General features: G+C 42.7%; 17 protein-coding genes, 1 tRNA gene and 1 other annotated feature. Of the genes, 16 read left to right on the forward strand and 2 right to left on the reverse strand.

Going from position 1 to position 21,578, the window contains the following annotated elements:
* Nucleotides 1–153: 153 nt before the first annotated feature.
* Nucleotides 154–1,254 (reverse strand): chorismate synthase, encoded by a 1,101-nt coding sequence (gene aroC, locus KQI87_RS10235; protein WP_216460060.1) that lies wholly within the window; start codon nucleotides 1,252–1,254, stop codon nucleotides 154–156.
* A 418-nt stretch (nucleotides 1,255–1,672) separates the two neighbouring features.
* Here aroC and KQI87_RS10240 point away from each other — a divergent pair, with 418 nt between their 5' ends.
* The 15 genes from KQI87_RS10240 to KQI87_RS10310 all read left to right on the forward strand — a co-directional run bounded on the left by KQI87_RS10240 (nucleotide 1,673) and on the right by KQI87_RS10310 (nucleotide 18,494).
* A complete protein-coding gene (locus tag KQI87_RS10240; RefSeq protein WP_216460061.1) occupies nucleotides 1,673–2,614 on the forward strand; it encodes a magnesium transporter CorA family protein in 942 nt (313 codons plus the stop codon).
* Between the two features lie 17 nt (nucleotides 2,615–2,631).
* The gene (locus KQI87_RS10245; protein ID WP_216460062.1) at nucleotides 2,632–3,504 is read left to right on the forward strand and encodes a hypothetical protein; all 873 of its coding nucleotides are present in this window, start codon (nucleotides 2,632–2,634) and stop codon (nucleotides 3,502–3,504) included.
* A 17-nt stretch (nucleotides 3,505–3,521) separates the two neighbouring features.
* Nucleotides 3,522–4,802, forward strand: coding sequence for a diaminopimelate decarboxylase (locus tag KQI87_RS10250; protein ID WP_216460063.1), 1,281 nt, complete (start codon nucleotides 3,522–3,524; stop codon nucleotides 4,800–4,802).
* A gap of 217 nt (nucleotides 4,803–5,019) precedes the next feature.
* Nucleotides 5,020–5,235, forward strand: a complete 216-nt coding sequence (locus KQI87_RS10255; RefSeq protein ID WP_216460064.1) for a hypothetical protein — start codon at nucleotides 5,020–5,022, stop codon at nucleotides 5,233–5,235.
* Nucleotides 5,225–6,790: a glycerophosphodiester phosphodiesterase family protein gene (locus KQI87_RS10260; RefSeq protein ID WP_216460065.1), complete on the forward strand. Its 1,566-nt coding sequence runs from the start codon at nucleotides 5,225–5,227 to the stop codon at nucleotides 6,788–6,790. The genes KQI87_RS10255 and KQI87_RS10260 overlap by 11 nt, the downstream gene beginning before the upstream one ends.
* A gap of 302 nt (nucleotides 6,791–7,092) precedes the next feature.
* Nucleotides 7,093–8,184: a leucine-rich repeat domain-containing protein gene (locus tag KQI87_RS10265; RefSeq protein ID WP_216460066.1), complete on the forward strand. Its 1,092-nt coding sequence runs from the start codon at nucleotides 7,093–7,095 to the stop codon at nucleotides 8,182–8,184.
* Between the two features lie 195 nt (nucleotides 8,185–8,379).
* Nucleotides 8,380–8,462 (forward strand) — tRNA-Leu (locus tag KQI87_RS10270).
* A gap of 260 nt (nucleotides 8,463–8,722) precedes the next feature.
* On the forward strand, nucleotides 8,723–9,757 hold the full coding sequence (locus KQI87_RS10275) for a glycoside hydrolase family 5 protein (protein WP_216460067.1): 1,035 nt from the start codon (nucleotides 8,723–8,725) through the stop codon (nucleotides 9,755–9,757).
* A 142-nt stretch (nucleotides 9,758–9,899) separates the two neighbouring features.
* Complete coding sequence (gene ftsH, locus KQI87_RS10280; RefSeq protein WP_216460068.1) at nucleotides 9,900–11,792, forward strand: ATP-dependent zinc metalloprotease FtsH; 1,893 nt, start codon at nucleotides 9,900–9,902, stop codon at nucleotides 11,790–11,792.
* Between the two features lie 250 nt (nucleotides 11,793–12,042).
* The gene (locus tag KQI87_RS10285) at nucleotides 12,043–12,390 is read left to right on the forward strand and encodes an anti-sigma factor family protein (protein ID WP_216460069.1); all 348 of its coding nucleotides are present in this window, start codon (nucleotides 12,043–12,045) and stop codon (nucleotides 12,388–12,390) included.
* A gap of 16 nt (nucleotides 12,391–12,406) precedes the next feature.
* The gene (polA, locus tag KQI87_RS10290) at nucleotides 12,407–15,163 is read left to right on the forward strand and encodes a DNA polymerase I (protein ID WP_216460070.1); all 2,757 of its coding nucleotides are present in this window, start codon (nucleotides 12,407–12,409) and stop codon (nucleotides 15,161–15,163) included.
* A gap of 133 nt (nucleotides 15,164–15,296) precedes the next feature.
* Nucleotides 15,297–15,896, forward strand: coding sequence for a dephospho-CoA kinase (gene coaE / locus KQI87_RS10295; RefSeq protein WP_216460071.1), 600 nt, complete (start codon nucleotides 15,297–15,299; stop codon nucleotides 15,894–15,896).
* Nucleotides 15,883–16,677 carry an MBL fold metallo-hydrolase gene (locus tag KQI87_RS10300; RefSeq protein ID WP_216460072.1) on the forward strand — a complete coding sequence of 265 codons (795 nt, stop codon included), beginning with the start codon at nucleotides 15,883–15,885 and terminating at the stop codon, nucleotides 16,675–16,677. The genes coaE and KQI87_RS10300 overlap by 14 nt, the downstream gene beginning before the upstream one ends.
* Nucleotides 16,678–16,693: 16 nt before the next feature.
* Nucleotides 16,694–16,966, forward strand: a complete 273-nt coding sequence (locus tag KQI87_RS10305; RefSeq protein ID WP_117674729.1) for an ACT domain-containing protein — start codon at nucleotides 16,694–16,696, stop codon at nucleotides 16,964–16,966.
* A gap of 163 nt (nucleotides 16,967–17,129) precedes the next feature.
* On the forward strand, nucleotides 17,130–18,494 hold the full coding sequence (locus tag KQI87_RS10310) for a PFL family protein (RefSeq protein WP_216460073.1): 1,365 nt from the start codon (nucleotides 17,130–17,132) through the stop codon (nucleotides 18,492–18,494).
* Between the two features lie 121 nt (nucleotides 18,495–18,615).
* On the opposite strand, the gene KQI87_RS10315 is transcribed toward KQI87_RS10310, so the two are convergent.
* Entirely contained in the window at nucleotides 18,616–19,707 is a 1,092-nt protein-coding gene (locus KQI87_RS10315; protein ID WP_216460074.1) for a pyridoxal phosphate-dependent aminotransferase, read from the reverse strand.
* 254 nt (nucleotides 19,708–19,961) lie between these two features.
* Nucleotides 19,962–20,213 (forward strand) — a binding site (T-box leader).
* 261 nt (nucleotides 20,214–20,474) lie between these two features.
* Here KQI87_RS10315 and KQI87_RS10320 point away from each other — a divergent pair.
* Nucleotides 20,475–21,497 carry an ABC transporter substrate-binding protein gene (locus KQI87_RS10320; protein WP_216460075.1) on the forward strand — a complete coding sequence of 341 codons (1,023 nt, stop codon included), beginning with the start codon at nucleotides 20,475–20,477 and terminating at the stop codon, nucleotides 21,495–21,497.
* Nucleotides 21,498–21,578: the final 81 nt, after the last annotated feature.

A 21,578-nucleotide genomic window follows, 5' to 3' on the forward strand; every position in this document is an offset into this window, starting at 1 on the left:
TCAGTGGGTTCAATGAATTGATATCAGATAAGATGATAAAAAAATCCCTCCGCCATAAGAGGAAAATTCTGGCGGAGGGATTTTTCTGTCTGGTCATCCTGATAAACTGCGGAGCAGTTATTTGGTCATGAATAACATTGGATTCTAATTTTACTATTTATCACAAAGATAAAAATCACGAACTCTATCCATACGTGCGCTCATATTAGTGAAGAGTGCATCTGCCAATGTGATGGCAGCCATGGATTCGACTACAACAACTGCTCTCGGAACAATGACCGGATCGTGGCGGCCGTGGATTTCCAGGGAGAGTGGTTCTTTATCTTTGGTAACAGTCTGCTGCGGCTGGCTGATGGATGGAGTTGGCTTGATGTGGGCGCGGAGGACGATTTCACTGCCGTCGCTGATGCCGCCCATGATGCCGCCTGCATGGTTGGAGTTTTTGACAATTTCGCCGTCTTTGATGGTGAAGCCATCGTTGTCGATGGAGCCATTTAAGGAAGTTACACCGATACCGTCGCCGATCTCAACAGCTTTAACTGCTCCGATAGACATTAAAGCATGTGCAAGAAGAGCACTGAGTTTATCAAAGACCGGATCGCCGAGGCCTGCCGGGGTTCCAGTGATGCGGCATTCGATAACCCCGCCTGCACTGTCCTGATTCTTCATGCATTCTTCCAGATATTCTCCGGCTTTGGCTGCTGCCTGTGCGTCTGGCATGTAGAACGCATTGTTGTTGATCTCTTCTTTATCAAAGGAAGTGATTTCTACAGGTCCGATAGATTTTGTGTAGGTGCAGATGGAAATACCGAGTTCTCCTAAGATTTTGGAGGCAATGGCGCCTGCTGCAACTCTACCAATGGTTTCACGTCCTGAAGAACGTCCGCCGCCTCTGTAATCGCGGAAACCGTATTTCTGGTCAAAGGTATAGTCTGCATGTCCCGGACGGTAGGAATACGCGATGTTTCCATAGTCTCTGGAACGCTGATCTGTGTTTCTTACCATTAAAGAGATTGGAGTACCGGTAGTTTTTCCCTCAAAGACTCCGGAGAGGATCTCTACCAGATCGCCCTCTTTGCGGGCAGTGGTGTATCTGCTCTGCCCAGGTTTTCTTCGGTCAAGAAAAACCTGAATATCTTCTTCACAGAGCGGAAGTCCAGCAGGGCATCCGTCTACTACGGCTCCGAGAGCTTTTCCGTGGGATTCACCCCAGGTAGTTACCTTGAATTTATTTCCAAATGATGACTGACTCATATGATTTATATCCTTTCTTTGTTGATCTATTGTGCTTTGCGGTGTTACTGAGAAGGGAGTAAACAGTAACTTTGCTGCTGTTTGCTGCTCTGGTTTTGATTACGGAAATCTTCCTGATATATTAATCAGATCAAGTAAGTCCCCTGCTTCAATTGAGAATATCCGCCTGACTGTAATATAGATGAGAGCTGCAATTTTTATGTAGTGTGTACATGTAGCGGGCACATATATGACTTTATTATAGCGAAGTGTAAAAGTTTTGTAAACCGAAAGCATATGAATTGACAAAAATTCATGTTCAAACTATAATGATTGTTGAGTCTTTGTACAAAAACAGGACATGGTGTAAGCTGTGATACAGGGATGAGGAGCAGCTTATATATGAGGGGAAATCGAGAGAAGAAGGGAAGTGTGGATCGTGGTAAGGATTTTTAAGACAATCGATGGCTCAATCCATGAAATACAGGAACCTCAGGAGGGATGCTGGATTGCACTGACGAATCCTACAGCAACAGAGATTTTTGAAATTTCCGAGCAGTTTGGGATAGAGGTGGACGATTTGCGCGCGCCTTTGGATGAGGAAGAACGTTCCCGTATTGAAGTGGAGGACAATTATACCCTTATCCTTGCAGATGTACCTGCGATTGAAGAACGTAATGAGAAGGACTGGTATGTGACCATCCCTCTTGGTATCATAGTAACTCAGAAGATGATCTTTACAGTCTGTCTGGAGGACACCCAGGTGCTGACCAGATTTATGGAAGGCAGAGTGAGAAACTTCTATACGAATATGAAGACACGTTTCATTCTGCAGATCCTGTACCGTAATGCGAGCATGTATCTGAGATATCTGCGTATTATAGATAAGAAGAGCGAGCAGATAGAGGAGAAACTTCATCTGTCTACAAGAAATCAGGAGCTGATGGAGCTTCTGGAACTGGAGAAATCACTGGTATACTTTACAACATCTCTGAGGTCAAACGAGATGGTGCTGGAGAAACTGCTGAAGGTTGAGAGCATCAAGAAGTATCCGGAGGACACGGAGCTTCTGGAGGATGTTATCATCGAGAACAAGCAGGCCATCGAGATGGCGAATATCTACAGCGGGATCCTGAGCAGTATGATGGGGACTTTTGCTTCCGTTATTTCCAATAATCTGAACATCGTTATGAAAGTACTGGCAGTCATCACCATTGTCATGAGTATACCGACCATTATTTTCAGTGCTTACGGTATGAACGTAAGTGCTTTGGGAATGCCGTTTTCAAGGACATCGTGGGGATTTTTGATCATTATCATTCTCTCCATTGTGGCAAGTATCATTGCGGCGGTATTTCTTTCCAAGAAGAAATTTTTCTGATTTAGCAAAGGAGACTTATGAAATTTATTGACAAACTGGAACGAAAATTTCACGGACGCGGAATTGAGAATCTTACGATCTATATTATCGTAAGTTATGTGCTGGGATACGCGCTGATGATCCTGAATCCAAGTGTATTAGGTATGTTGACTTTAAATGTTTCCAAGATCCTTCAGGGACAGATATGGAGACTGGTCACATGGGTTATTTATCCACCGTCTACATCATCTACGCTGTGGTTTGTGATCGCGATTTTGTTCTTTTATTATCCGATCAGTGCATCACTGGAACGTACATGGGGATCATTTAGATTTACCGTGTATATTATATCAGGAATGATTTTTACGGTAATTTCTGCATTTATTTTTTATATTATTACAAAAGGAGTGTTTGATCCTTTTCTGAATGGAGCACAATTTTCTACGTATTATATCAGTCTGTCTATTTTCCTGGCATATGCGCTGACATATCCGGATATGAGAGTCATGCTGTACTTTGTAATCCCGATCAAGATGAAGTGGATGGCAATCGTATATGCCCTGATCGTGACATATGACATTGTGAGATATGTCATGGGTGGAGCATGGTTTATGGCATTGCCAATCATTGCATCCTTACTGAACTTTATCATCTTCTTCCTGAGCACAAGAAATCTCAGCCGATACAATCCGAAAGAAGTCCATCGGAGAAATCAGTTTAAGAGAGCAATGGGAGAAAGCAAGACGGTGCCATTCCCTGGCAGTTCACAGGGAGTGACGAAACATAAATGTGCAGTCTGTGGCCGTACAGAGAAAGATGATCCAAATCTGGAATTCCGTTTCTGTTCCAAATGCAACGGAAACTATGAGTACTGTCAGGATCATTTATATACACATATACACAAGAAGTAAGAGGAGACAAGATTATTATGAAAAAAGTACCATTTGTCACCCTGGAGAAGCTCCAGGAAATCAACGAACAGTTTCCAACCCCTTTCCATCTTTATGATGAAAAAGGCATCCGTGAGAATGCCAAAGCAGTAAAAGAAGCATTTGCATGGAACAAAGGTTTCAAAGAATTCTTCGCTGTAAAGGCAACTCCAAACCCATTCCTGATCAAAATTCTTCAGGAGTATGGCTGTGGATGTGACTGCTCTTCCATGACAGAGCTGATGATGTCCAAAGCAATCGGATGCAAAGAAGGAGACATTATGTTTTCTTCCAATGATACACCGGAAGAAGAGTTCAAATATGCAAATGAGATCGGCGGAATCATCAACCTGGATGATATTACTCATATCGAGAGCGTAGAGAGAGCTGTCGGATATATTCCGAAAGTGATCAGTTGCCGTTACAATCCGGGCGGAGTGTTCAAGATCAGCAATGACATCATGGACAACCCAGGAGATGCAAAATATGGTATGACTACCGAGCAGATCTTTGAAGCATTCAAGACTCTGAAAGCGAAAGGTGCCGAGGAATTCGGTATCCATGCATTCCTTGCAAGTAATACAGTGACAAATGAGTACTATCCAATGTTAGCAAAAGAGATGTTTGAACTGGCAGTGAAACTTCAGAAAGAGACAGGCGCTCATGTGAAGTTTATCAACCTTTCCGGTGGTGTCGGAATCGCTTACAAACCAGATCAGACTCCAAACGATATCAGAGAGATCGGTGAAGGTGTCCGCAAAGTTTATGAGGAAGTTCTTGTTCCTGCAGGAATGGGCGATGTTGCGATTTATACAGAGATGGGCCGTTTCATGATGGGACCGTATGGCTGCCTGGTAACAAAGGCAATCCATGAGAAACATACTCACAAAGAGTACATTGGTGTAGATGCGTGTGCAGTTAACCTGATGCGTCCTGCAATGTACGGTGCTTATCATCACATCACTGTTATGGGAAAAGAAGACCAGCCATGCGATCACAAATATGATGTAACTGGATCCCTCTGCGAGAATAATGATAAATTCGCTATTGACCGCTATCTGCCGAAGGTAGATATGGGTGATCTCCTTGTGATCCATGATACAGGAGCTCATGGTTTTGCTATGGGATATAACTATAATGGTAAACTGAAATCTTCTGAGATTCTTCTTCATGAGGATGGAAGCTTCGAGATGATTCGCCGTGCTGAGACACCGAAGGATTATTTCGCAACATTTGACTGCTTCCCGATTTATGAGAAATTACTGGAAGATGTGAAATAGGATGAACTGAATCGAAATGAGAATGGGAGGCGCTGATCTGGGCGCCTTTCATTTCGCGTATCAGAACTTTTCAACAAAATCAGGAGTGCAAGTTCTTTCTGATAAATTGCGTAGCAGTTATTTGGTTATGAGTAAGCCGCAAAGCGGATGATTTTATCCGCTTGAGTTATAAAAAAGCAATATGCATAAGAAGTGAACAGAAAAGAGAAGATTACATATGATTAAATACGAATATGAGACAGGAATGTGTAAACAACTGCATTATAATGGTCTGTGGAGTGTACAGTACGAGGGCGTTCCCGGACATTTTAAGAAAGTAAAAATGGTCTGTCCATGTATCAAAGATGGATGTGATCAGGACTGTGAAGTGTTTAAAAATATACCTGAGATAAAAGCAGTAGATCAGGAATGGCATATGAGAGATGAGATATAAAGTAACTACAGAAAAAAAAGGAAAAACAGACAGATATAGAAACAGACCGGGAAGAATATATGCAGTGCTTGTGTTTATGCTGTTCATAAGCCTGAGTTGTGCTGGATTTTTTTCAAAGAATATATACGCAGCAGACCAGTATCAGATGCAGAAGACATCTGTGGTCATAAAGACAGGTGCGTCTTATACAGCAAAAATATTGAATAATAACAAAAAGGTAAATCTGAAAAATTTTAAATGGAGCAGCAGTAATCTAAAGTACGCGAAAGTTGTAAACGGAAAGATCTATGGTCTGAAACCAGGAACGGCAACGATCACTGCTCAGAAGAATCAGGTGAAATTGTCCTGCGAAGTTTATGTCTGTAATAAAACAGAAGCAGTTCCATTCAGGAAATATAAGAATCAGGTGAAAATAACAGCAGGAAAGACACTTCTTTTAGAACCACAGAAATGTGGAAAAAAGATAACTTACAGTTCTTCAGATAAAGGGGTAGCAACTGTTTCAAAGAAGGGAAAAGTTACTGCAAAAAAAGTCGGAAGTACGAAGATTACCTGTATTTCTTATGGTACAAACAGATACGTTTCAGAGATTGAAGTGGTGGTTACAAAACAGACAGTAACACCAGTGCCATCTGTAACACCAGAAATCACGCCGACATTAGTACCAGAAAAACCGACTCCATCAATTACGCTAGCTCCAGAACCAACACCTACCGATACACCAGCTCCGGAACCATCTGTAACACCGGAGCTCACACCTACAGCAACTCCGGAAAAACCAGATGTCCCGGAAATTACACCGACACCAACACCAGAAGAACCCAAGGATTTTCAGAAACCGCTGGATGGAACAACCTGCTATATTTTGCACAGAGGCGACCAGACTGTGGCACCGGAGAACTCCATGCCTGCTTTTGAGGCAGCAGGACGTGGCGGGGCAGAGTATGTGGAAACAGATGTAAGGGAGACAAAGGATGGTGTGCTGGTACTTTCCCATGATGATTCCCTGCAGCGCATGTGTGGCGAAGACAAGCTGATTTCGGAATTGACTTATGAGGAAGTGAAGCAGTATCCGATCATAAATGGTACAAATGCGTCACAATATCCGGACAATGTAGTTCCAACACTGGAAGAATACCTTGCATGCTGCAATAAATATTCCATGACACCTGTGATTGAGATAAAATCAATTTCCACGGAAGAAGGGATGGGCTCATTTATGCAGCTTCTTTCCAAATCACAGAAAAAGCCGATTCTGATCTGTTTTCGAATAGACACTTTGCGAAAGCTGCGAGAATTAGGGTTTGATGGAAAAATGCAGTGGATTAGGACTGCACGAGTGACAAATACAGTAATTCAGCAATGTAAAAAATATAATCTGGATATAAGCGTCGAGTACTGGAACGTCAGTATGTATGACATTAGCAATGTGCACCAGAATGGCATACGTATTTCTATATGGCTTTGTCAGAATGAAGACATGGTAGATATTTTCAGAAAAATGGGAGCAGATTATATCACATATGAGAAGTGGAATACTGATAATGAGGAATAAAATCTGCAGCCACAAGTTCCAATTTCATTAATGCAGGAAATTTGGAATAAATTTTGGTCTCGTTACTGAGAACAGAATGAATAATAACGTGAATATACGACAGGATTAGCAAAAAATCTAAGTAGACATTTGGCAGAAAAGTAAGTAAAATGCTAACTATAAGAGATAACTTTGGTCCTTTGCTTAACCAAACTGCGGAACGGTTATTTGGTTATAAGCAGGCAGCAGATTGGATGATTTTATCTGTTTGACTTGTGAAATGCAGTGGGCAGGGACTAAGAGTAAAAGAGGAGGAGAGATTGATGAAGAAAATGGCAGCGATCATGCTGGCAGGTGTGCTGGCAGCTGGATCATTCAGTACAGTCAGCGCAGCAGAATTTTCCGACGGAGCAGGTGCACAGAGTAATGCATATTTTGCGGACAATTTCGAATATTCCTGGTCTGCGGGAGAGGATGAATCCACAGATACAGATGAGAAACAAAGTATCAGCGCCAATGACAGTGTTGTAGAAGGCCTGGATAAGCCTCTAACTTTTTATCCCAATACCTATTACAAATTCAATGTACTCGGTGCAGGAACGCAGAATACAAATCCTGTGGAGGGAGATATCAAGTGGACACCGGTATATTGGAGCCTGTCCATCAAACCACAGGAGAGTGATATCCACAGAAAATGGGAAATCGGTTCAGCAAGCGGAATTTATACAAAGGTAGAGCGTGTGTATGACATGTATATATTTTTCCAGAGGGAGGAATATATTGAGAATGCATGGGTACAAAATGATATCATACAGCCTGTGAGATATCAGTTCAATGCAGCGCCATTAACTGCTGAAGACAATAAGAATGTTTATTATACAGGTGGTCTCGGCTATAAGATTTTAAATGCAAACGAAGTGAGTGTTACAAGTCTTGCAGCGACATTTAATATCATACAGATTCCGGCAACTGTTATTATTAATGATAAGGTTTACAAAGTAACTAGGATCGATCAGAATGCATTTAAGGGAAATAAAGAAATCACAGATGTTATTTTCGGAAGCAACATAACTACTATCGGAAAGTATTCCTTTTATCAGTGCACGAACCTGCGAACCATAAGGTTCGGCTCAAAAGTAACCCGAATTGGCAGTAATGCGTTTGCTCAGTGCCCGAAACTGAAAAACTTTACACTTCCTGCAAGTATCAAACACATTGATGCTTATGCATTTGCCCAGTGTCCGGCAGTTAAGATCATTAAGATTAATGGTTCCTCATTGGAATACATTGGAAAGAAAGCATTTGCGGCCAACAAAACAGTAACGTTGAGACTCCCAAAGAAATCATTTACCAAGTATCGGAAACTGCTGAAAGCAAGTGGTGTATATTCTAAAACAACATTTGTAAAATTCTAGAGAGTGTTTGAAAGACTGGCAGAACCTGGATATTTCACACAAACCAACAGGCGCTGCCAGTTTTTGCTGGATGAATAAGTATTTTGTTTCAATACATATAGAGATATCCGTTTACTCATCTAAAAAATTCAATGGAAAATTGCAAAACACCCTTGCCATATTTTGAAAGTTATGCTAATATAATATTTGTTTCGTGCCGGCATGTCGGAATGGCAGACGAGGCAGACTCAAAATCTGTTGTGGGCAACCACGTGTGGGTTCAAGTCCCACTGCCGGCAGTAAAAAGAGAGGCTCTGTTCAATAAAAAGAACAGAGCTTTTTATTATGCCTGTTTCTGCTGTCTGCTTTGCTGCCGAAGAAAGATCTGTAAAAATTATGAAAAATAAATAAAGAAATACTTAAAAGCTCTGTTGGAAGAAATTGTTTTCGACAGGGCTTTTATTGTTAAAACTTTTATCAGTATGAAAGTTGCTGTTTTCGTGATATATTTATAGTAGAAAGAAAAATAAAAGTAAGGAAGAAAGGAAAAGGTAAAAGTATGAAGAAAGGAACGTTACAAAGGAAGTCAAAATCTGGCAGATACACAATCCTCAAGAAGATAATGGTCAGTATTCTGATATGCTGTCTGCTTCTGCAACTGCCGGTATTTCCGGCATATGCTGTCAGTTCCACACCGCTGCAGACAAATGGTCAGCTAAAAGTAAAAGGTACAAAAATCGTAAATTCCAGCGGAAAGACGGTTATCCTGAAAGGGGTGAGCACCCATGGTATCAATTGGTTTCCGCAGTATGTTAATAAGTCTGCCTTCAAAACCCTGCGTGACCAGTGGGGTGTGAACTGTATCAGACTTGCCATGTATACAGAAGAGTATAATGGCTATTGCTCTGGTGGCAATCAGAGTGAGTTAAAGAAAATCATAGACAATGGCGTAAAATATGCCACAGAGCTGGGAATGTACGTGATCATTGACTGGCATATTCTCAGTGATGGAAATCCAAAGAAGAACCAGAAACAGGCGGTAGCATTTTTTAAAGAAATGGCAAAGAAATACAAAAATCAGAAAAATATTTTTTATGAAATATGCAACGAACCAAATGGGAATACTTCATGGAAGACCATCAAAAGTTATGCCACTGCAGTGATAAAAGCAATCCGTGCTTATGACAAGAAGAATATCATTCTGGTAGGAACTCCTACCTGGTCACAGGACGTAGATATTGTTGCGGACAATCCGATCACAGGCTATTCGAACATTATGTATACGTTTCATTTCTACGCAGCAACACACAAAGATTATTACAGGACCAAAGTTCAGAATGCTATTAATAAAGGTCTGCCTGTTTTTGTAAGTGAATTCGGTATTTCTGAGAGTTCAGGAAATGGCAGTATCGACAAGAAAGAAGCAAATACCTGGATCCAGTTCCTGAAGAAAAACAAGATCAGTTATGTGTGCTGGGATCTCAGTAACAAGAATGAAAGCTGTTCCCTGCTCAAAAGCAGCAGCACCAGAACCGGGAACTTCAAGACTTCAGATCTTTCTGCCGCAGGTAAATGGTATAAATCCGTAAAATAGTTTTTCGGAGTGTTGAACGCAGAATATTATAAAAAAAATCTGTTAATTCTTAAATGTTTGTGAAATTTATCCGGCCTTTATTGAAAAACAAAGAAATAAGTGATAAGGTACATTTTAACAAAACGAATGGAGGAAAAAGCCGATGAACCTTGGTAATAAAAAACCAGGCAGAAAACCGCTTTATGTATATTATATCATCGCGGCAGTTATTATCATTCTTCTGAACGTGCTGTTACTTCCTGCAATTGAGGGACGAAAGGTACAGACAACAGAGTACAGTGTCTTCCTTACAGGAGTAGAGAAGGGATACGTTAAGACAGTAGAAATTCAGGATGATTATATTTATTACGTAGCAGAGAGTGACGGACAGGAAGGTTATTTCAGAACCGTTAAAGTAAGTGACCCTGACCTTGTAGACCGTTTACATGACGCAAATGTGAAATTCGGCGCAGCAGCACCGCAGCAGACATCCATCTGGATCAGCCTGATCGCGGGATATGTACTGCCAATCGCTATCTTTATTCTTCTTGGAAGATGGCTCAGCAAGAAGATGATGAGTTCCATGGGCGGCGGCCCTGGCGGAACAATGTCCTTTGGTAAAAGCAATGCCAAAGTATATGTAAAATCTTCCACAGGAATCAAATTTACAGACGTAGCAGGAGAGGATGAAGCCAAGGAGCTTCTGACAGAGATCGTAGGCTATCTTCATAACCCGCAGAAATACAGAGAGATCGGTGCATCTATGCCGAAAGGAGCCCTTCTTGTAGGCCCTCCTGGAACAGGTAAAACTCTTCTGGCAAAAGCAGTAGCCGGTGAAGCAGAAGTTCCGTTCTTCTCCATTTCCGGTTCTGAGTTCGTAGAGATGTTTGTAGGTATGGGTGCTGCCAAGGTGCGTGACCTCTTCAAACAGGCAAATGAGAAAGCACCATGTATTGTGTTTATCGATGAGATCGATACGATTGGTAAGAAACGTGACGGTGCCGGATTTACAGGCGGCAACGATGAACGTGAACAGACCCTGAACCAGTTACTTACAGAAATGGATGGCTTTGACGGATCCAAGGGCGTTGTAATCCTGGCAGCAACAAACAGACCAGATTCCCTTGATCCTGCACTTCTTCGTCCGGGACGTTTCGACAGACGTATTCCTGTAGAACTTCCAGACTTAAAAGGACGTGAAGAGATCCTTAAAGTTCATGCAAAGAAGATTAAGATTGCTGATTCCGTACGCTTTGATGAGATTGCTAAAGCAGCAGCCGGAGCTTCCGGTGCAGAGCTTGCGAACATCGTCAATGAAGCAGCACTGCGTGCAGTACGTGAGGGCAGAAAATTTGCCACACAGGCAGACTTTGAAGAGAGCATCGAGGTAGTTATCGCCGGATATCAGAAGAAGAACCGTGTTCTTTCCAATAAGGAAAAACTGATCGTTTCCTACCATGAGATCGGACATGCATTGGTTGCCGCAAAGCAGACCGAGTCTGCACCGGTTCACAAGATTACGATCATTCCTCGTACATCCGGTGCGCTTGGTTACACTATGCAGGTAGATGACGGAGATCATTACCTGATGACAAAAGAGGAACTGGAGAACAAGATCGCAACTTTTACAGGCGGACGTGCTGCAGAGGAATTGATCTTTCATTCCATCACAACCGGAGCCTCCAACGATATTGAACAGGCGACCAAGCTTGCAAGAGCGATGATCACCAGATATGGTATGAGTGAAGACTTTGACATGGTTGCCATGGAGAACGTGACAAACCAGTATCTGGGCGGAGATTCCAGCCTGAGCTGTTCTTTCGAGACACAGACACTTCTGGACAAGAAAGTTGTGGAACTTGTCAAGATGGAACATCAGAAAGCACTGAAGATCTTGCAGGACAATATCGGAAAGCTTCATGAACTTGCCAAATATCTCTATGAACATGAGACAATTACAGGCGAGGAATTTATGAAGATCCTGGAAGCACCTGTACAGGTTCCGAATGCCAATGTGGAAGCAGAGGCAGATACAACAGCAGAAACAGTTGAATAATTAAATAGAATAAATACAAAAGAAAAGCAGCAGAAGTCGAGTTATGGATTTTTGCTGCTTTTTACGGTTATTCCTGCGTTATTGTTCGCATACCACTATCTCGCGAAGCGTGTTACTGGGCGCAACGCTTTTTCTTGCCATTTGAGTGTGGTTCGGGTATAATTCGTAATAGTGAGCATCAATAAAAGCGGTTACTTTTTTCGGACAGTAAACGCAGAGTACTTGTTACAGAAGAAAGAAGGGATTTGATATGGATTGCCGTACTGCAGAAGGAATGGTAAGCAGTTATATTGAGCATAAGCTTCCTGTAAATGAACTGGAGGAGTTCCTGGATCATGTGGAGAGTTGCTCTTCCTGCTATGATGAGCTGGAAACTTATTTCATTGTTCATGAGGTGACGCAGCAGTTGGACGACAGCAGCAGCAACTCTGTTCTCGATTTCAAGAATCTGCTGGAACAGGATATCCGGAAATCCAGAAGATACATCCGAAAAAAGAAGCTGAGCTGGTTTCTGCTTGGAGCGAGTATATGTCTCCTGATCGCAGTTCTGGCGGCAATTCTCGTTTATGTAATGATGGAAACGGTGCATATTTTATAAGATACTGGAGGAATTTATGAGCGAAAAAATATTACTGATCGACGGACATAGCATTCTGAACAGGGCTTTTTACGGTCTGCCTGATCTTACAAATTCAGAAGGAAAGCATACAGGAGCAGTCTATGGGTTCCTGAATATTCTTTTCCGTACAATTGAAGAGGAGAATCCCCAGTATCTGACCGTGGCATTCGACCTGAAAGCGCCGACTTTCCGCCATAAGATGTTTGAGGCGTATAAAGGGACACGTAAGCCGATGCCTGAGGAACTGAGAGAGCAGGTACCACTGATCAAGGAAGTTCTTACTGCAATGGGCGTAAACATTATAAGCAAAGAAGGCTATGAAGCCGATGATATCCTCGGAACACTGGCAAAGAAGAGCGAAGCGGCAGGAATGGAGGCAACGATCCTTTCCGGTGACAGAGATTTGCTTCAGCTTGCGACAGAGAAGATATTGATTCGTCTGCCAAAGACTGTAAGAGGAAAGACTACGATCGAGGATTACCATGCACAGCAGGTAATCGAGAAATATCAGGTCACACCGCCACAGATCATTGAATTAAAAGCGCTGATGGGTGACAGTGCCGACAATATTCCGGGAATTCCAGGCGTGGGAGAGAAGACTGCTACGAAGATTATTGTGGAGTACGGAAGTATTGAGAATGCGCATGAACATCTGGAAGAATTGAAACCAAACAGAGCCAGAGAATCCATGAGAGAGCATTATGATATGGCACAGATGAGTAAGGCGTTGGCTACTATCTGTACAGACAGCCCGATTGAATTCTCTTATGAAGATGCAAAGCTCGGAAATCTTTATACGAAAGAGGCTTTTCTGCTCTGCAGACAGCTGGAATTTAAGAACCTGCTTGGACGCTTCGATTCTGAGGCTGTACAGGAAGATACGCTGGAACAGGAATTTTTCACATGTGCGGATCTGGCAGGATGTGAAAACCTGTTTGAAAAAGCAGAAGCCCAGAAAGCGGCAGGCGTTTCCCTGATTGCAGAGAATGGACAGGTATATGGTGCAGGACTGGCATTAAGTGAAGAAGAGATTTATTATATTCCTGTAGAGGGAATGATCACCGAAAGCTATCTCTGTGGAAAGTTGGAGACACTTTTCCATAAAGTATCTGAATATAATGAGAAGAATCATGTAAGAGGTACCGCAGAAGATGGCGCGAATGTTATAGAAAATAACGATGCGAACAGTATGGAAAATGGTATGGTAAGTGAAATGGAAAGTCATGTAATCTGCGCACTTGATGTAAAATCCATACTTAAGCATATTACATTTGATGATCCGAGTGCAGTATTTGATGCAGGAGTAGCGGCATATCTTCTGAATCCTCTGAAATCTGTTTACACATATGATGATATGGCAAAGGAATATCTGAATGGCCGTATGCTGCCTACAAGAGAAGAACTTTTCGGAAAGAAAACAGTAGAGAAAGCCTGGGAAGAAGGCGCAGAAGGACTCACATCCCTGGCATGCTATATGGCATACACAGCACTTGCCTGCCGTATTCCGATGTGTGATGCATTGAAAGAAACTGGTATGTGGAATGTGTACACACAGATTGAACTCCCGTTGATCTTTACTCTGGACTCCATGGAAAAATGGGGAATCAGTGTAAAGGGTGAGGAACTGAAGAACTATGGCGAGAAGCTAAATGTCCGTATTGAAGAACTGGAGAAGCTGATCTGGCAGCAGGCAGGAGAGGAGTTTAATATCAATTCTCCGAAACAAATGGGTGTGATTCTGTTTGAAAAACTTGGGCTTAAAGGCGGAAAGAAAACAAAGACTGGTTATTCTACAGCAGCAGATATTCTCGAGAAGCTTGCACCGGAGTATCCGATCGTAAAGGATATTCTGGAATATCGTCAGCTTGCGAAACTGAAATCTACCTATGCAGATGGTCTGGCAAATGTGATAGCTGCAGATGGCAGGATCCATTCCACCTTTAATCAGACGATCACTGCAACGGGAAGAATCAGCAGTACAGAGCCGAACCTGCAGAATATTCCGATACGAATGGAACTGGGACGCCTGATCCGTAAAGTATTTGTGCCTGAGGACGGTTATGTATTCCTGGATGCGGACTATTCTCAGATTGAACTTCGTGTTCTTGCACATATGTCAGGAGATGAGAAGCTGATCCAGGCATATAAAGAAGCACAGGATATCCACAGACATACGGCATCTGAAGTATTTCACGTGCCGTTTGATCAGGTAACAGACCTGCAACGAAGAAATGCTAAGGCAGTAAACTTTGGAATCGTATACGGGATCAGTTCATTTGGACTGAGTCAGGATTTAAGTATTACAAGAAAAGAAGCCGCAGAGTATATTGAGAGATATTTTGAATCTTACCCGAGGATCAAGGGATTCCTTGATGGACTGGTAGAAGAGGGAAAAGAAAAGGGCTATGTGACTACTATGTTTGGCAGACGCAGACCGATCCCGGAATTGAAATCCAGCAATTTCATGCAGAGATCCTTTGGTGAACGAGTAGCCATGAACTCTCCGATCCAGGGAACTGCAGCAGACATCATTAAGATTGCCATGAACCGTGTATACAGACGACTGAAAGACGAGAATCTGAAATCCCGTCTGGTACTTCAGGTACATGATGAGCTTCTGATAGAGACTTATAAAGAGGAAATTCCGCAGGTATCTGCGATTCTTGAGGAAGAGATGAAAGGTGCTGCGAAGCTTGCTGTAGAGCTGGATGTAGATATGCATCAGGGAAATAACTGGTACGAAGCGAAGTAGTGATAAAATATAAATGAAATCTGGTACATCAGATAAAATGAATAAAATACGTCTGCTGTTTTAACTGAATACGGATTATGAGTATCCGACTGATCTGTAAAAGCAGTGGACATAATAAAGATAAGAGGCAGAAATGATTACAATAGGGATCACCGGTGGAGTAGGCGCCGGAAAGAGTACAGTGCTTGATTTTCTGGAAGAAAAGTATCAGGCATATGTGATGAAAGCGGATGAGATCGGGCATCTGGTGATGGAACCGGGGCAGCCCTGTTACGAACCCGTGATCGGATTATTTGGAAAACAAGTGATAAAAAATGATAAAACTATTGACCGCAGACAGGTTTCGGATGTAGTATTTTCACATCCGGGTATGCTGGAGAAATTAAATCAGATCATTCATCCTGCTGTAAAACAGTATATCAGGGATCAGTTAGCGGTAAAGAAACAGCAGGAACAGAAGGTATGTGTGGTGGAAGCTGCACTTCTTCTGGAGGATCATTATCAGGAGTTCTGTGATACAATATGGTATATCCACACGGATGAAGAAATCCGTATCCAGAGACTGATGGAGAATCGCGGTTATACCAGAGAGAAATCAGCCAGTATCATTGCCAGTCAGGCACCGGAGTCATTTTTCCGGGCAAATGCAGACTACGTTGTGGTAAATAACGGAGATTTTGCAGAGACAAGGCAGCAGATCGAGGAAGGAATCAGAAAATATGAGACTTTGTAGCATTGCCAGCGGAAGCAGCGGAAACTGTATTTACGTGGGCTCAGACAACGCCCATCTTCTGGTGGATGTGGGCATCAGCGGGAAGCGTGTAGAACAGGGATTAAATTCTCTGGATTTGACAGGAAAAGATATTGATGGTATTTTGATTACACATGAACATTCAGATCATATCAAAGGTCTGGGAGTGATCGCGAGAAAGCATCATATCCCGGTTTATGCAACCGGGGGGACAGTGGATGCCTTGTCCAGGATGAATCTGGGTAAGATGCCAGAGGGGATTTTTCATGAAATCCGTGAAGACGAGCCTTTTGAGATTAAAGACCTGACAGTGAATCCGTTTACCATTCCCCATGATGCAGCACAGCCGGTTGGGTATCGCGTGGAATGCGGGGAACAATCTGTAGGGATTGCTACAGACCTTGGAAAATATAATGAATACATAGTTGAGAATCTGCAGGATCTGGATGCGCTTCTTCTGGAAGCAAATCATGACATCCGTATGCTGCAGGTTGGAAAATATCCGTATTACCTGAAACAGAGAATCCTTGGAGACAGAGGTCATCTTTCCAATGAGAATGCAGGCAGACTTTTATGCAGACTGCTGCATGACAATATGAAAGCCATTTTCCTGGGACATCTCAGCAGGGAGAATAACTATGAAGAACTGGCATACGAAACTGTTTGTTCAGAAGTAACCTTAGGTGACAACCCTTATAAGTCCCGGGACTTTAAGATTCAGGTGGCGAAGAGGGATTGCATATCAGAAGTAATTACAGTGTAGAAAGGACAAAGAATTTATGAAAAAGACAATCATCACAGTAGTAGGAAACGACACCGTAGGAATTATTGCGAAAGTTTGTACTTATCTTGCAGACAACAATGTAAACATTCTTGATATCTCTCAGACCATCGTACAGGGATACTTTAACATGATGATGGTAACAGATGCCAGCAAATGTGAGAAAGATAATGGAGTTCTTGCAAAAGAACTGGAAGCCCTTGGAGATCAGATCGGCGTAGTGATCCGCTGCCAGCATGAAGACATCTTCAATGTAATGCACAGAATCTGATAAAATCAGATAAGTCGCCGAAGACTTGCCTGTATCAGAAAGAGTTACTCTCTTTCTGGTAAACTGCGAAGCAGTTATTTTGTGTAGAGCTGTGTGGCGAAGTGGACTGCGAATTTCAGCTGCTTCGTAACTCTGAGAAAACATACAAGGGAGAAAAACTAAAATGATCAATATTTTTGAAGTAAATGAAACGAATAAAATGATCGAGCACGAGAACCTGGATGTGCGTACCATTACTATGGGAATCAGTCTTCTGGACTGCATTGACAGTGATCTCGAGACATTAAATAAAAAAGTTTATGACAAGATCACAACTTGCGCAAAGGATCTGGTATCTACAGGTGAAGCGATTTCCGCTGAATATGGAATCCCGATCGTAAATAAGAGAATTTCTGTAACTCCGATCGCACTGATCGGTGGTGCTGCATGTAAGACTGCTGAAGACTTTGTAACAATCGCTGAGACACTGGACAGAGCTGCCAAGACTGTTGGTGTGAACTTTATCGGTGGTTATTCTGCTCTGGTAAGCAAGGGTATGACTCTGGCAGAGAAACTTTTGATCGAATCTATTCCGCAGGCTTTGGCGAAGACAGAACGTGTCTGCAGTTCTGTAAATGTTGGTTCTACACGTACTGGTATCAACATGGATGCGGTTAAACTCATGGGTGAGATTGTCCTGGAAACAGCGAAAGCTACTAAGGATCAGGACTCTCTGGGATGTGCGAAACTGGTTGTATTCTGCAATGCACCGGATGATAACCCGTTTATGGCAGGTGCATTCCACGGTGTGACAGAAGCGGATACCATCATTAACGTAGGTGTCAGCGGACCTGGTGTTGTTAAGACTGCTCTGGAACAGGTAAGAGGAAAAGACTTTGAGACTCTCTGTGAGATGATCAAGCGTACTGCTTTCAAAGTTACACGTGTTGGTCAGCTGGTAGCTCAGGAAGCTTCCAGACGTCTTGGTGTTAAGTTTGGTATCGTGGATCTGTCTCTTGCTCCAACTCCGGCAATCGGTGACAGTGTTGCTGAGATCCTTGAGGAGATTGGTCTGGAACATGCAGGTGCACCGGGTACAACAGCAGCGCTTGCTCTGTTAAATGACCAGGTTAAGAAGGGCGGAGTTATGGCTTCTACAGCAGTAGGTGGTTTAAGTGGTGCATTCATTCCGGTCAGCGAAGATCAGGGTATGATCGATGCGGTGAATGCGGGTGCGCTTACGATTGAGAAACTGGAAGCGATGACTTGTGTATGCTCTGTAGGTCTTGATATGATCGCGATTCCTGGAGATACGAAAGCTTCTACGATTGCTGGTATTATTGCAGATGAGTCTGCCATTGGTATGGTGAACCAGAAGACTACAGCGGTTCGTCTGATTCCGGTAATTGGTAAGGGTGTTGGCGAAGTGGTTGAGTTCGGTGGACTTTTAGGTTATGCACCGATCATGCCGGTGAATCAGTTCTCCTGTGATGCGTTTGTTCAGCGTGGAGGCAGAATTCCGGCGCCGATTCATAGCTTTAAAAATTAAAACTTTAAGAATAAAGAGAAGAGCCAGAAACTTCGAAATTTGGAGTTTCTGGCTTTTGTTTTGTTTAGGAGGGACGCGGAGCGGATTGCAAATATCCGCTTGACTGAATAGTTAAATTTAATTATAAGGATGCCAAGATGTTCAAGAGTCTAGTGTTGTCTTCGGGGTTCATGATGCAGAAGCGGATGTATTCTCCGTCGAGGCATTCGAAGGAGGAGCAGTCGCGGATCATGAGGCCTTGGCGGATGCAGGTGTCGAAGACGTCGTAGGAGGTGAGACTTGGCTTCTGGATTTTGAGGAGAATGAAGTTGGCGTAGGCCGGGTAGGTTTTGTAGGTTGGGATTTCCTCTAATGTCTGGAGCAGTCGGGTACGTTCGGAGAGGATGAGTTCTCTGGTGCGGTGGATGTAGTCTTTATCCTGGAGCATGAGTTCGCCGGCAAGGGCTCCAAGGCTGTTCAGGGACCATGGAACCTGTTTTTCTTTCATTTTTTTGAGGAAGTCGAGGTTTCCTGTGATTCCGTAGCCGAGGCGCATGCCTGGGGCTGCGTAGAACTTGGATACGCCGCGGAGGACCATGAGGTTGGTGAATTCTTTTGTGAGAGTTACAGCGGTGATTTCGTTGATTTCAGGGGCAAATTCTACATAGGTTTCGTCGATCATTACGAAGATGTTCTTTTCTGCGCAGAAGGTGAGGAGTTTTCTCAGATTTTCTCTGGTGATGGCAGACGAAGTTGGATTGTTTGGGTTGCAGATGATCAGGAAGTCGTATTTTCCCTCCAGAGTGTGGCAGAGGTCGTCTACATTGAGGACAAAGTTATCTTTTTCACGGAGATGATAGTATTCCTGGGTGCTGCCGGAGAAGGAGAGTTCTCTGGAGTATTCGGAGTAGGTTGGTCCGAGGATCAGGGTGTGTTTCGGGTTTCGCTCCTGGATCAGAAGGGCGATGAGTTCGCTGGAGCCATTTCCGGGGAGAATGAATTCGGCAGGGACATTACAGTATTCTGAAATTGTGTTGCGGAGAGTTGTGTAGTCTCTGTCAGGGTAGGAGGACAGGATGTTCAGATGGCTGGCGAGCTGTTTTTTTACATTTTCAGAAAGCCCCAGAGGATTTACGTTGGCACCGAATTTTACAATATCCTTTTGATTTAGATGATAGACTTCGCATATTTTTTCAATATCACTTCCGTGAAAGACCATTTTTGTAGTTGGCATATTACATTCCTCATTTCTGTATAAAGTTTTATGCTGCTTATTGGCAGTAAGTATTTTCTGTTACTGTTTATGTGCACCGCAAAGTGTGTTGCGGGGCATGGAATGAACAATAACTATTTTCTATTTGGTATTTTAACACAATACAGTATTAATAACCAGTAAGGGAAAGAAAAGATGCCGGAGTTTCTAAAAAAGTCTGAAAAAGAAAAATAAATGTCTTGACATATGCACATTAGCGTGGTAAAGTAAACGTATCAAAACCGATGAGAAAGAAGAGTAAACAATTAAGAATCATTCCAGAGAGCGGCAGTTGGTGGGAAGCCGTATGAAACTGATTGTCGAATGGCCTTTCGAGGGCGGTCCGAAATCTTAATAAGCGTGAGAGTAGGCACCGACGGGAACCGAACCCGTTATAAATCAGGAGTGTATGTTTGTACATGAGAAAGTGGACAATTCGTCAATTTGAGTGGTACCGCGATAATAAGATTCTTATTACCGTCTCAAGCAGCAGATAGCTTGTGACGGATTTTTTTATATATAAAGAAATTTCACAGGAATTTCTGATGTATATAAAAAGTTCGGTAGACAGGAATCTATTTTGCTTATAAGTATTTACCACAGAAATTGACACATCCGGGAAAAAGAGGAATCCGGGGAGTTCTTTCTCACAGACAGTAACAAGGGATTGGCAAATATCCCTGAGACTATGGCAGTCAGAAAAATATCACAGACGGCTAAATAATTGATGTAGAGAGAGGAAAAAGACTATGAAAAAAAGAGCATTAGTAATCGCAGCAACAGCAATGGCAACTATGATGATGGCATCACCGGTAATGGCACAGGATTTCAAGATTGGTATCTGCAACTATGTAGATGACGCTTCCCTGAACCAGATTGTAGACAATATCCAGTCCCGTCTGAAAGAAATCGGTGAAGAACAGGATGTAAACTTTGATGTATCCTATGACAACTGTAATGCAGATGCCAACGTTATGGAACAGATCATTTCTGATTTTCAGGCTGATAATGTAGATTTAATGGTAGGTGTTGCAACACCTGTAGCAATGCGTATGCAGTCCGCAACAGAAGGAACTGATACACCGGTTGTATTCTCCGCAGTATCCGATCCTGTAGGAAGCGGTCTTGTAGAGAATTTAGATGCACCTGGAGCAAATATCACAGGTACAAGTGATTATCTGGATACTTCTTCTATCATGAAACTGATCCAGGCAGTAAACCCGGATGTAAAGAAGATCGGACTTTTATATGATATCGGACAGGATTCTTCCACAACAGCGATTCAGGAAGCAAAGGATTATCTGGATGAGCAGGGAATCGAATATGTAGAGCGTACTGGTACCACAACAGATGAGGTACAGCTTGCAGCAGATGCACTGGTAGCAGATGGCGTAGATGCAGTATTTACACCAACTGACAACACAATCATGACAGCAGAGCTTTCTATCTATGAGAAATTCATTGATGCAGGAATCCCACAGTATACAGGAGCTGATTCCTTTGCATTAAATGGTGCATTCGTTGGATATGGTGTTGACTATGCAAACCTTGGACAGAAGACAGCAGACATGATCGCAGACATCCTTATGAATGATGCAGATCCTGCAACAACACCTGTTGAAACTTTTGACAACGGTACTGCAACAGTAAACACGGAAACCTGTGAGGGACTTGGACTTGATCTTGAAACTGTTAAAAAAGATTTCGAACCGTTATGCACACAGGTAAACGAGATTGTCACAGCAGAGAGCTTTGATGATGTAGAGAAATAATAAGGATATTCGGACAGCATTTTGAATAAATTCAGAATAAGTTCTGAGTTTATGGAATCCATTGTACCGATTGAAAAGACT

This window comes from Blautia sp. MSJ-9 (assembly GCF_018919065.1).
Classification (GTDB): Bacteria; Bacillota; Clostridia; order Lachnospirales; family Lachnospiraceae; genus Blautia_A.

Excerpts from the sequence above, each read along its gene's own strand:
- aroC (WP_216460060.1), bottom strand. The coding sequence starts at position 1,254 with ATGAGTCAGTCATCATTTGGAAATAAATTCAAGGTAACTACCTGGGGT.
- KQI87_RS10245 (WP_216460062.1), top strand. The coding sequence starts at position 2,632 with ATGAAATTTATTGACAAACTGGAACGAAAATTTCACGGACGCGGAATT.
- KQI87_RS10250 (WP_216460063.1), top strand. The coding sequence starts at position 3,522 with ATGAAAAAAGTACCATTTGTCACCCTGGAGAAGCTCCAGGAAATCAAC.
- KQI87_RS10255 (WP_216460064.1), top strand. The coding sequence starts at position 5,020 with ATGATTAAATACGAATATGAGACAGGAATGTGTAAACAACTGCATTAT.
- KQI87_RS10260 (WP_216460065.1), top strand. The coding sequence starts at position 5,225 with ATGAGATATAAAGTAACTACAGAAAAAAAAGGAAAAACAGACAGATAT.
- KQI87_RS10265 (WP_216460066.1), top strand. The coding sequence starts at position 7,093 with ATGAAGAAAATGGCAGCGATCATGCTGGCAGGTGTGCTGGCAGCTGGA.
- KQI87_RS10275 (WP_216460067.1), top strand. The coding sequence starts at position 8,723 with ATGAAGAAAGGAACGTTACAAAGGAAGTCAAAATCTGGCAGATACACA.
- ftsH (WP_216460068.1), top strand. The coding sequence starts at position 9,900 with ATGAACCTTGGTAATAAAAAACCAGGCAGAAAACCGCTTTATGTATAT.
- KQI87_RS10285 (WP_216460069.1), top strand. The coding sequence starts at position 12,043 with ATGGATTGCCGTACTGCAGAAGGAATGGTAAGCAGTTATATTGAGCAT.
- polA (WP_216460070.1), top strand. The coding sequence starts at position 12,407 with ATGAGCGAAAAAATATTACTGATCGACGGACATAGCATTCTGAACAGG.
- coaE (WP_216460071.1), top strand. The coding sequence starts at position 15,297 with ATGATTACAATAGGGATCACCGGTGGAGTAGGCGCCGGAAAGAGTACA.
- KQI87_RS10300 (WP_216460072.1), top strand. The coding sequence starts at position 15,883 with ATGAGACTTTGTAGCATTGCCAGCGGAAGCAGCGGAAACTGTATTTAC.
- KQI87_RS10305 (WP_117674729.1), top strand. The coding sequence starts at position 16,694 with ATGAAAAAGACAATCATCACAGTAGTAGGAAACGACACCGTAGGAATT.
- KQI87_RS10310 (WP_216460073.1), top strand. The coding sequence starts at position 17,130 with ATGATCAATATTTTTGAAGTAAATGAAACGAATAAAATGATCGAGCAC.
- KQI87_RS10315 (WP_216460074.1), bottom strand. The coding sequence starts at position 19,707 with ATGCCAACTACAAAAATGGTCTTTCACGGAAGTGATATTGAAAAAATA.
- KQI87_RS10320 (WP_216460075.1), top strand. The coding sequence starts at position 20,475 with ATGAAAAAAAGAGCATTAGTAATCGCAGCAACAGCAATGGCAACTATG.